Consider the following 11,340-nt stretch of genomic DNA (forward strand, 5'->3'; position numbering starts at 1 on the left):
TGGGCTGGGTTGGGTGCGATGGTTTGACAGGCTTTTTCCACGCCTTCGCCAATGCGGTGGTTTGCGGCGAAAGTGTGGAGGCGCAGCTTTATGCGCTTAAAGGTTAACGCGCTGAAAACATTCGCATTTGGAGGGCGTAGCCGCCCACGTTCGTTGATACATCGACTACTCGAACGACGACAACGATCTCTCCCTCGGGCCGGAGTGCTTAGACCGGGGACATGGCTGACAACTGTCCGGGGACATAGTTGACACTTTCGGGCAATCCAGCTGTCTTGAAGCTGGCGTAAAAAAGGGTCGTTCCAACTGACGTTGGAACGACCCTTTTAGCTTGCCGACCCGGCGATAATTTGCTCGCCGGCTTGCTGGTTGCGTCGCTCTAAGCGACTTACTTAAGCCGCTTACTTCAAAGGGTTTACTTCGCGTCGACCGTGCGTTGTTGTTGCTCGCCCAAGCCCTGGATACCGAGTCGCATGGTCTGTCCAGCCTTCAGGTAGACCGCCGACGGCTTCACGCCCATGCCCACACCCGGCGGCGTGCCGGTGGAAATGACATCGCCAGGTTGAAGGCTCATCACCTTCGACAAATACGACACGAGCGCCGCGACGCCGAACACCATCGTCTTCGTGCTGCCATTCTGATAACGGTGCCCATCTACTTCGAGCCACATATCGAGTTGCTGCGGATCGGCGATTTCGTCTTTCGTGACCAGCCACGGACCGATCGGGCCGAAGGTATCGAAACCCTTGCCCTTGTCCCATTGCGTGCCGTGCTCGAGTTGCCATTCACGTTCCGAGACGTCGTTGATCACGCAATATCCGGCGACATAATCCAGCGCGTCGGCCTCGCTGACGTACTTGGCTTCCTTGCCGATCACCACGCCGAGTTCGACTTCCCAGTCCGTTTTCTTCGAGTTGCGCGGAATTTCGACGTCGTCGTTCGGACCGCAAATGGCGCTCGTCCACTTACCGAAAAGCACCGGTTCTGTCGGCACGGGCAGATTCGATTCGGCCGCGTGATCGGCGTAATTCAGTCCGATACAGACAAACTTGCCCACGGCTCCCACGCACGGGCCAATGCGCGGTTCGCCCGGCACTTCAGGCAGCGAGGCCGGATCGAGCGCGCGCAACTTGACCAGCGTGGCATCGGATAGCGCTGCGCCAGCGATATCGTCGACTACCTTCGACAAATCGCGAATCTTGCCATTTTGATCCAGCAAACCCGGTTTTTCCTGACCCTTCGGCCCATAGCGCAGCAGTTTCATCGTGAGTGATCCTTCAGTTTTCAGGTTTTGATTCGGTTTCGAGATGTTCGGTTTGAGCGGTCCGTTCTTACAGGTGAGATCGCGCGAGCTTGCTTTTGATCACGTTCGGTCAAATTTCCAATTAAACGATTCGTGCCAGCCGTGAACGATGATTCATTGGTTGCGGGTTACGGAGCAGGTTACATAGATACCAACGCGATTCGTTCCGATCCCCGCCTTCGCGCTTCACTTGCGTCGTGCCTCGGAACGCAGGTTGCACGCCTCTCAGCGTTAAGTGGCTGCCCTCCCCAGCACGACAGGGCAAGGCATGCCGGACAGCGGCGTTACCAATCTTGCCAGTCTTTTTACCATTCTCCGCTTTCGTTGCAATTGCAGTCGCGGAATTCCGGGTATACCGCGCTCATTCCTCATTCGTTTTTCTCAACTTTTACAGCCGATAAAACGCGCGCGCGGTATCGCCGAAAATTGCCTGCTGTGCGGACGCGTCAAGGTGCGCCGTCAATTGCCGCGCTGCGTCAAACCACTGCGCGTAGTCGCCGTTCAAATTCAGCACCGGCCAGTCGCTGCCCCACATCAGCCGCTCAGGTCCAAAATGATCGAGAAGATGATCGACATAGGGCTTGAGTGTCACAACAGACCAACCGGGCGCGGCTTCCGTCGCGAGACCCGAAAGTTTGCAAACCAGCCGTTGTGGCAGTGCGGCCAATTCTGCTATGCCGTCCGCCCAAATTTGCCAAGCCGCCTGCCCATCCTTGATTTGCGGCTTCGCACCATGATCGACGACGATTCGCAGATTAGGAAAACGCGCTGCAAACACCTTTAACGAAGGCACATGGCGCGAAAATATCAATGCATCGAAGGCGAGATCGTTTTTGATCAGCACGTGAATTGCCGGAGCCAACGCAGGATTTTCGATCCAGCGGTCATCGGGCAAGTCCTGCAGCATCGGGCGCACGGCTTTGAGTTTGGGTTCGCGCGCCAGTTCGTCGATCAGCTCAGCGCTGTTCGGTGCATCGAGCGGAACCCAGCCAACAATGCCGGCAATAGACGCGTCGTCGCGAGCGAGATCGAGTAGATAGCGCGTTTCATCGACAGTCGGCGCCGCCTGAACCACCACTGTGCGCGCAACCTGGGCGGCTTCACGAAGAGGCTTAAGGTCGGCGGGCCCGAAGACGCGGTACAAGGTCTGCAACTCGGGCGTCAACCAGCCATAGTCACCACGCGAGGGGTCCCAGAAGTGCTGATGCGCATCGATCAGTTCAGCGCTCATGGTTTTCTTGTATCGGTGTGACCGATGCCTGTTTGATCAGCGCCTGATTGATCAGCACGTGGCACAGGCGCGTCACGATGCAATAGACCGGCCGCTTGCAACGCGTCCCACAAAGCGTCAGGAATCGGATCAGCGAAGGAAGCCGCGTTCAAACGGACTTCCGCTGGATTTCGTGCGCCCATCAGGACCGTGGCCACAACTTTATGCGCATAAGGAAATTGCAGGGCCGCGCTCGACAAAGCAACGCCGTGGGCACGACAAATTCGTTCCAGCGCATCGACACGTTCGATAATCGCCGGCGGCGCGTCGCCGTAGTTGAACTTTTGGTTGTCCGCCTTCGGCGCTGTATCGGACGTTAGTCCTCGCGCGAGAATGCCCGAATTGAACGCGCCGCCCGCCAGGATGCTGACGCCGCGCTTCTCGCATTCCGGCAACAGGTCATCAAGCACCGCTTGCTCCAGCAACGTGTAGCGTCCCGCCAGCAACGCACAATCGATGTTGAACTCCGCCATCACCTCCAGGATTGCAGCGCCTTCGTTGACTCCTAGTCCGACGGCTTTCACGCCGCGCGATTTGCGCAGTTCATCTAGCGCCCGGAAACCACCTTCGTCGGTTAGTTGCCGCCAATAGCGCGCGTTGTTTGCGCCATGCGTGACGCGGCCAATATCGTGGATCAGCACAATGTCGATATCGACAACACCCATGCGCTGCTGGCTGTCTTCGAAAGATCGAAGAATGCCGTCGTAGGTGTAGTCGAAGGTCGCCTGGAACGGCAGCGGATCCGACCAGCTTTCGCTGCCGTCGTACGGCGTGGTGCGCGGAACAAAGCGCCGGCCCACCTTGGTCGACAACACATAGTCTTCGCGTGGGTACTGGCGCAACGCGTCGCCTAACCGGTGTTCGGCTTTCGTGTGGCCGTAGTGCGGAGCGGTATCGAAGAAACGGATACCGCTTTGCCACGCGGCGTCTACCGTCGATTGCGCGTCTGCCTCGGAAAGATCGTGATACAGGCCGCCCAGCGGTGCCGTACCCAGCGACAACGCCGTGACCTCCAGCGAGGTCTTGCCCACCTTGCGCTTTTTCACAACGGGATTTCCAGTGATTGGCTTCATTGCGTTCGATCCAGTGCGTTCGGCTGATGAGTTCGGCAGATGAGTTGGGCTAATAAGTCAGGTTCAAACCGACGTAATCGACGTGATCGATACCGCATGCCGCGGCGTCGCGCTCGCAGGCAGACACGCCGGGCCAACCGGATCAAAGCTCTTGTAGGTCAGGATGAACTCCTGATGGCCCAGCGATTCCGACTTGGACGGGGCACCGGCCGCCACGCTCACGGTGGCATCGAATACTTCGCGGCCGACTTCGTCCAGCGTCGCACGTCCTTCCAGGATGCGGCCCGCGTCCACGTCCATATCGCCGGAAAGATTTCGATAAGTCGCCGGGTTCGCGCACACCTTGATAACAGGCGAAATGGCCGAGCCGACCACCGAACCGCGTCCGGTCGTGAACAGGATCACGTGCGCTCCGCAAGCGATCAGTTCGCCAATTTCCGCGTTGTCGCTGATGTTCGGAAAGCCGAAACGCGGTTCGCCGTCGGGAACGACATCGAGCAGATACAAACCACCGACGGGCGGAATGTCACCCGGCTTGACGATCCCCACAATGGGCGATGCACCGCTTTTCGCGTACGCGCCGAGTGACTTTTCTTCCTGCGTGGTAAGGCCCCCATCCGCGTTGCCGACCGCGAACGAACCGTGTCCCATGATGGAGTAATAGCGCGCGGCCTTGTCCACGCACGCGACAATTTCACGGCCCAGTTCCGGCCGCGTGGCACGGCTTTCCATATGGAATTCGCAGCCGACCAGCTCGCCGGTTTCCTCGAAAATACACGCGGCGCCGGCGTCGATCAGCGCATCGAAGGCGCGCCCCACAGCGGGATTTGCCGTAATGCCGCTGGTGCCGTCCGAGCCGCCGCAAATCGTGCCGACGATCAATTCGTCGAGCCCCATGGGGACTTTCGGTTGCTGCGCGAGCGTCGCGCGCACATCGCGAATCCAGTCGATGCCATTCTGGATCGTGCTGCGCGTCCCGCCTTTTTCCTGGATCGTCAGAACCTCGGCCGGACGGCCACTCGCGCGCACGGCATCGACCAGATAGTGCTTGTTCATGCTCTCGCAGCCGAGCGAGACGAACAGGACCGCGCCCACATTCGGGTGCGTGGTCAGCCGCTCCATCATCTTTTCGGCATAGCCGTTCGGGTAGCAGCCCGGAAAGCCGATCAGGTGCACGGGCGGTTCGCGATCGGCAGCGGGGTCATCGAAGGCGTCGAACGCCGGACGAAACTGCGTGACGATTTCCCTCGCCACGTGATGCGCGCATTCGACGAGATACGCAACCGCGATTACATTGCGAATGCCCTTGCGCCCATCGGCACGCAGGAATCCTTGAAGCGGCGGAGTGGTGGTGGCAGTCATTGGCTTACCGGTCCCGGTGATCCACGAACGCATGGCCGGCGTCGTGGGTATAGGTCGGGAGATAGTCGCTCTCGAGATTGTGCGTATGCAGATGCTCGCCGGGCTGAACGTCCGACGTCACATGGCCAATGATCGCGCCATACCGAAGCACTTTTTCATCGGTCCGCAACGCGCGGCGCGCGACTTTGTGCCCAAGCTCGATGGTCTTCGCCAGCGTGACGAACTCCCCTTCGATCTCCACGCGCTCCCCCGCCTCCAAACGAGCGCCCGCTATCAGGCAATTGTCCTGCGGGCTTTGAAGAATGAGCCGGGCGTCAGTGGGCGTGTGAGGAACTTGCTGCACAGAAACTTCCTTGAGAACGAACAAGATTCGAGCGACATTCGACTGGCATTCGAGCGGTCATGGGAGCATTGCCGCGGGTTTGCATCAGTACAATCATTCATCAGTGAACGTATTATTCATATGCGGACAAGTCGAAGTCAAGCTAAGTGCGGCGTTGAACGGTCCGTGTTTTCCCTTAGCATCTAGTTTTTAGCGACCTAACTGAAGGCCATCATGCAGGCAGACGATCCCACCGACGCCGACCGCTACCGCGCGCCCGCGCTGGATAAAGGTCTGGATATCCTCGAACTGCTCGCCGAGCAAAAGGATGGACTCACGCGCGCCGAGATCACGAAATCGCTCGGGCGCAACGCAAGCGAGATGTATCGGATGCTCGAGCGGCTGGTCGCACGGCAATACGTGGTGCGCTCGCCAGCGGGCGACCGCTATTCGTTGAGCCTGAAGTTGTACGCGCTCGCGCATCGGCACCCGCCGATGAACCGCCTGATCGCGGAAGCCTTGCCGGTCATGCAGCGTTTCGCCGATCGCGCGGAGCAGTCGTGTCATCTGGCCGCCTATGACCGGGGCAATCTGCTTGTGATCGCGCAGGTCGACGGGCCGGGAACATGGGGGATTTCAGTGCGGCTCGGCGCGCGGGTCGGGTTGATCGATACCGGTTCAGGCCGTGTGATCCTTGCGTTTCAGAGCCCGGAACAACGCGCGCACATGCTGACCGAGCACACGCGTGTAAAGGGTGAGTCCGCGCTCGATCCTCTCGCGCTGGAAAATGCGTACACGCAGATCCGCGTGGACGGTTTTCTGCATAAGGAGAGTCAGCAGACCTTCGGCGTGATGGACGTGAGTTTTCCGCTGCTAGGGCCGTCGGGCCAGGCGATTGCGACGCTGACGTGCCCGTATCTCAGGCGTATCGACGAATACGTGGCGCCGTCCATCGGCGAGGTCAGTGCGTTGCTGGGTGAAGCGGCGGCGGCGCTGTCGATGTTTCGCGAGCCGGATGCGGAGTTTGGCGATTCGCAGGATTCGAGCGCGGCTTAGGAGCGCACGAGGGTGGCAGGCACGGCAGGCACAACGGGCACAGCGGCACGGCGGGTAGAGGTAGATTCGGCGAGTAGATTCGGCGGTCAAGTTCGCTGGGAAGATCCGGCGGCAAGAGCCGGTTCGCTTAGTTAGGGAGATCCAGTTCGCGGATTCGCCAGGTTCCAGATCCGCGCGACGCGTTAGAATGGCGACCCTCTCAAAAAGCGAAACGTGGCTCCAAGCGACGTTTCGCGTCTTTTTCTACGCAAGGCAATGGCGAAACTCCTCTCCGATCCCGAATTTCAGCGCTTCTCCGAACTTCAGCAAAAGCAGTCCAGCTTCACGATCACGAGCGAGGAAGCGGACGAGCTGCGCGATATCGTCGCTCGCGCGCAGCAAAAGCGCGACGACCGCGCGGCCGCGATGCAGTCGATCGAAACGTTTATCACCCAGTTCGACATTAGCGCGGACGAACTCTTTACAGCCGACCAGATCGCCGATGCCGCGCGCAATTTCGGCCTGATTCCCGCAGCGAAGAAAGAGCGCGTGCTGCCGCCGCAGCTGTCGTTCAACGGCAAGCCGTATCAATGGACCACGCGCGCCCTGCCGGATGACATTCGCGTTCCGTTGTTCGAAGCGTTCACGTCGGGCGCATCGGTTAAAGCGTTTATTGCTACGCCTAAGGACGCGACGCGTTGCGCGGCGACGATCGCGCGTCTGGAACGTGAAACCAACAGCACTTATGCCGATGCGTGGCTGGACGAACTGGCCGTGTCGCGCGCACAGGTCGACGAAGCGCTCGCAAAGCTCCCTGCCTGATTCGTAGAGCGACGGTCGCGGGCAAGCATAGTGCGGCCGCTCACCGCGGCGGCCCGATGCCCGCGTTCCTCAGCTGCACTGGTCTTCATAGCTTTCATGACGGCTGCACGCTGGCTTCTCAGACGGCCTCTCAGCCTACTTCTGCGCCAACTTCGGCCAACCGCATCCTGAAACCGGTCACGCCCGGATCCTCCGTGGCCGTTATCTCGAATCCTAAACGGCGCGCGAGTCCGATCATGCCAGTGTTCTCGCGCAACGCCTCGCCGATCAGCCAGCGTGTCCCGCGCGACCGGCAATACGCGATGATCCGGGTCAACAGCAAGAGTCCCAGCCGCCTGCCCTTCAGATCCGAGCGCACCGCGACCGCGAACTCGGCCGTCTCGTTATCCGGATCGGCAATAGCGCGCGCCACCCCCAACGTCTCGATAGCATCGTGTTCACCCGTGACGGCGATAAACGCCATCTCGCGGTCATAGTCGATCTGCGTCATCCGGGCGAGTTGAGAGTGATCGAAACTGCGCACGGAACTGAAGAACCGCAGACGCAGATCGTCCGGCGTCATCGCGGCAACGAAAGCGCTGTGGGCGGCTTCGTCGTCGGGACGGATCGGCCGCACGGTGATGAGCAAGCCGCTCCAGTCGAGTGTCTCCTCCAGTTGCCGCGGATACGGTTGTATGGCGAGCGGCGTGCGATGCGCGGCCAGCGTCAGATGGGGTTCATACACCACGACCGCCTGGCGGGTCACGCGCACCGTCAACCTCAACGCGACAATCTGCTCGATCTCGCAGACAGCCTGCGACAAAGCCGTCAGCGCAACCAGCAAATTCTCCGCCGGGAGTTCGCGCGCCCTCGGCGAACGCATCACGAGGTCACGCGCCAACACCGGGTTCAGCGGCGGAAACGAAAATTCGTGCAACGCGTCCGGCAAACCAAGCGCGCCAACTGCCTTGAACTCGAACACCGGTCCGAACACGCGATGGTTTAGCAAGCGAACATCAATTTCAATGGCATCCATGCTGCGTGGACCGGCCGACCCCGCCTTCACGACAATGCCAAATTGCGCCAGCACGCGCGACGCCCGCTCGCCGTCCAGTTCCGCAACGCCCGCCGTCAATGCGGCCATGACCTGAGCCTGTGCGCTGTCCAGCGCGACCAGGGTCTGAGGACGCGGCCCATCGGGTGTCTGCATCAACAGTTCGCGCCCCTGCCGATAATCCACCAGCCGTGCGAAACCGCGCGCCAGCCGTTGAGGCGTGGTATGGACGGGGATGCCGTGGGCATGCAACGCGTCGCGCGTGGCCTGGTCCACGCAACCGAAAAAGCAAGCGAGCAAACCGCGATACGCGTGGCTTTGCTGCTCGATCAGCACGCGCGCCACTTCCGCGACGGGCGCGGTGTGTGTTGGCGCGTGGACCACGAATGCCGTCCCGGTCTCGCGATGCGGTGCCAGCGCTTCGAGCGCCGCGCCAAAGTCCGCGGCAGTTGCGGTGTCTCCGAGTTGCAGCGGGTTTTCCAGACGCGCGTGCGGTAGCACGGCGGCGACTGACACGCGCGCGGCCTCGGGCCAGAGCGCGAGCGCATCGCCGGCCGCGGCGAACGCGTCGGCAGCGAGCGCAGCCACGCCGCGATCGCTGGTAATGACGGTCGCCCGGTCGCTGGCGGCCACACGGCCTACGCCAAGGGTCTCTATTTCATCGAGCAGGTCGTCGAGCGAGTCCACCCGTACCAGGCCGGCGCGCCGGAAAGCGGCGCTGTAAAGCGCATCGAAAGGATCGTCGTGCCCTGTGCGTAAAACCAGCACGGGCTTGTTGCGCGCCGCCGCTCGCGCCGCCGACATGAATTTGCGCGCCATTCGCACCGATTCGATGGCCATCAGGATCGCGCGCGTCCGTGAATCGCTTGCGAGGAAATCGAGGATATCGCCCACGTCGACGTCCGCTTCGTCGCCCAGCGCGATCACTCGCGAAAAACCCAGGCCACGCGCGTTCGCCCAGCCCATCACACCGTTGGTCAACGCGTTCGACGCCGATACCCACGCTACCCCGCCCGCCGCAATGGCGCATGACGGCGCACCCAGTACGGCCCCCATAGCTGGCGTCATCACGCCGACACTCGCCGGACCGACCACGCGCAGCAAAAACGGCCGCGCAGCCGCGAGCGTTCGGTCCGTCCAGTCCTTGCCCTCCGGCTCCCCGCCCTGCCCGATGATGACCACGGCCCGCGTGCCACGCGCCCCCAGTTGGCCAACAACCTCCGGCCAGGTGGACGGTGGAGTGCACAACACGGCCACGGTCGGCGTGTCGGGCAAATCTTCAATACTCGCGAAAACACCGGCCCCATTCAACTGACGATGCTTGGGATTCACCGCCCAGACCGGGCCTGCGAAGTTAGCGGCGCTGAGCCGCGACCAGACCATTTCGCCAATACTGCCCGCACGCAGCGACGCCCCGATCACGGCAATCGACTTCGGGTTAAACAGCGCGTCGAGGTTACGTACGGTCATGCGGCCTCCTTCAATGAGATCTATCCAGCATAGGCGATTCGCGAGCCCTCAACTACTAACCGGATGGCCTATGTCTCGCCTTTTTCAACAACGGTTCTTACATTTCCTGATGCCCAATATGAGAATTCGTTTTGGCTCAACGTCAACCGAACGGGCTATTGTTTCGCATCGGGAACCAAGGTAATTTGATCAAACGCGAGACAGGAGCAATTCTGGTTCGCAGAGGAGGCATGTTTACTCGGCCACAAGAAAAACCGAGAAGGTTGGGCGGTCAGGAATCACTATGCGACATCTTCCATCGTTGATTGCGTTGCGTTTCTTCGAAGAAACGGCGCGTCATTTAAGTTTCAATCGCGCGGCGCGAGCGTTGTGCGTCACACAAGGAGCGGTAAGCCGCCAGATCAGGCTACTGGAAGAGTCACTGGGCGTGAAGCTTTTCGAGCGCGACCATAAAGGAATTCGCTTAACGCAGGCGGGTGTGTTGCTGATGCCGTCGGTGACAGAGGCATTTGACGTGATCGAGCGCGGAACGCGTCACCTGACGGGAACCGTCGAGCGAAAGCGTTTGATTGTGTCATTGCCGCCTACCTTCGCCACCCAGTGGTTTTCGTCGCGGCTGGGCGCACTAGCGGAGCAATTGCCGGACGTTGACCTCTCTATTCGTACGCAGGAAAGCGACGAGTGTCATTGCAGCGTGCGTTTCGGGCGCGACGCTGCGGCGCATGGGTGGTCGGAACTGCTGATCGTAGAGCGGCACGCGCTGGTAGGATCGGCGTCCTTCACCGGCACACCGGTCGAGACCTTGCTGGATCAATTGCCCGCGCTTCACGTGCTGCACGAGGACGTGCGGCTGAACCTCTGGCCGGATTGGCTGGCGAAAGCGGGACTGCCGCCGCGTTATGCCGAGAATGGTATTGAATTTTCGAATCTGCAGCAGGCAATCCATGCGGCGCGACGTGGCGTAGGCTTGGCCGTTGTGGATCTGAACATGATTGCTGATGAATTGACCGAGGGTGCTTTGGTGAGGATGTCGGATGTTGAGATCAGCGGACCATTCGGATATTGGCTGGACGTGCCAGAAGCGCACCGCGACGCCAGCACCGTAACCGGCTTCGCTGACTGGTTGCGCCATGAAGCTGCCCTGCCCGTTTGATTGGCCGTCTCGACTTAATCTCGACTTGCGAGTGAAGTGCTTTGGGGACTCAAGCGGCAACAGGGTCCCATTGGATGCCTGCCGATATAAAATGGGGAAGCTTGCTTTTGCATGTGCCAACGCGCTGCAGGTGCTCCGGACACTACTTCACGCAGATGAGCAGAACAGCCATGCGCATTCGGCAGAGTTGGCGAATGATTCGAGTCATTGTGTTTCGCCCATCTGTTCAAACGTCGGCCGACCCAGACTCAACGTGCAACAGTCGCCGGCATCGCTGCATGGGTCACACCCGCCTGCATCTCACTGCCCGGCACGCAATGCGACTGCAGCGACAAATACCCGGGGTTATACGCCTTCGCATCTTTCTTCGGCAGCGTATAAGAAATCCGGCATTGTTCGACCGGGCCATTGCCCCACTTCACCGTCAGCGCGCCCTGATCCTCAAGACCGCGCGCAAATATTCTGCTGTCCTGACCGACCACACCCACGCTCTTGCC

The 11,340-nt window shown here is 60.5% G+C and carries 10 protein-coding genes; 3 read left to right on the top strand and 7 right to left on the bottom strand.

The genetic code is table 11. The annotated features are described in order from the left end of the window. Positions 1–415: 415 nt before the first annotated feature. From GSQ93_RS18160 to GSQ93_RS18180, 5 genes are all read right to left on the bottom strand, one after another. Entirely contained in the window at positions 416–1,264 is an 849-nt protein-coding gene (locus GSQ93_RS18160) for an ureidoglycolate lyase (protein ID WP_158937054.1), read from the bottom strand. A 427-nt stretch (positions 1,265–1,691) separates the two neighbouring features. After that, positions 1,692–2,534 carry an amidohydrolase gene (locus tag GSQ93_RS18165; RefSeq protein WP_158937055.1) on the bottom strand — a complete coding sequence of 281 codons (843 nt, stop codon included), beginning with the start codon at positions 2,532–2,534 and terminating at the stop codon, positions 1,692–1,694. Next, complete coding sequence (locus tag GSQ93_RS18170; protein WP_158937056.1) at positions 2,531–3,646, bottom strand: aldo/keto reductase; 1,116 nt, start codon at positions 3,644–3,646, stop codon at positions 2,531–2,533. Before GSQ93_RS18170 ends, GSQ93_RS18165 begins: the two co-directional genes overlap by 4 nt. A gap of 63 nt (positions 3,647–3,709) precedes the next feature. Beyond that, the gene (locus tag GSQ93_RS18175; RefSeq protein WP_158937057.1) at positions 3,710–5,008 is read right to left on the bottom strand and encodes a UxaA family hydrolase; all 1,299 of its coding nucleotides are present in this window, start codon (positions 5,006–5,008) and stop codon (positions 3,710–3,712) included. A gap of 4 nt (positions 5,009–5,012) precedes the next feature. Beyond that, positions 5,013–5,351 (bottom strand): UxaA family hydrolase, encoded by a 339-nt coding sequence (locus GSQ93_RS18180; RefSeq protein ID WP_158937058.1) that lies wholly within the window; start codon positions 5,349–5,351, stop codon positions 5,013–5,015. A 213-nt stretch (positions 5,352–5,564) separates the two neighbouring features. Here GSQ93_RS18180 and GSQ93_RS18185 point away from each other — a divergent pair, with 213 nt between their 5' ends. Together GSQ93_RS18185 and GSQ93_RS18190 are read left to right on the top strand one after the other, a co-directional pair. Next, positions 5,565–6,386: an IclR family transcriptional regulator gene (locus GSQ93_RS18185; RefSeq protein ID WP_158937059.1), complete on the top strand. Its 822-nt coding sequence runs from the start codon at positions 5,565–5,567 to the stop codon at positions 6,384–6,386. Positions 6,387–6,641: 255 nt separating this feature from the next. After that, positions 6,642–7,187 (top strand): hypothetical protein, encoded by a 546-nt coding sequence (locus tag GSQ93_RS18190; RefSeq protein WP_158937060.1) that lies wholly within the window; start codon positions 6,642–6,644, stop codon positions 7,185–7,187. A gap of 130 nt (positions 7,188–7,317) precedes the next feature. Here the strand turns inward: GSQ93_RS18190 and GSQ93_RS18195 are convergent, their stop codons facing one another. Next, on the bottom strand, positions 7,318–9,690 hold the full coding sequence (locus GSQ93_RS18195; RefSeq protein WP_158937061.1) for a GNAT family N-acetyltransferase: 2,373 nt from the start codon (positions 9,688–9,690) through the stop codon (positions 7,318–7,320). 283 nt (positions 9,691–9,973) lie between these two features. On the opposite strand from GSQ93_RS18195, the gene GSQ93_RS18200 reads away from it, so the two are divergent. After that, the gene (locus GSQ93_RS18200) at positions 9,974–10,843 is read left to right on the top strand and encodes a LysR family transcriptional regulator (protein WP_158937062.1); all 870 of its coding nucleotides are present in this window, start codon (positions 9,974–9,976) and stop codon (positions 10,841–10,843) included. A 248-nt stretch (positions 10,844–11,091) separates the two neighbouring features. Here the strand turns inward: GSQ93_RS18200 and GSQ93_RS18205 are convergent. After that, on the bottom strand, positions 11,092–11,340 hold a 249-nt coding region (locus GSQ93_RS18205; RefSeq protein WP_158937063.1), incomplete at its 5' end, for a FimD/PapC C-terminal domain-containing protein.

Origin of the sequence: Burkholderia sp. S171 (assembly GCF_009766085.1) — a bacterium.
Lineage (GTDB): Bacteria > Pseudomonadota > Gammaproteobacteria > Burkholderiales > Burkholderiaceae > Caballeronia.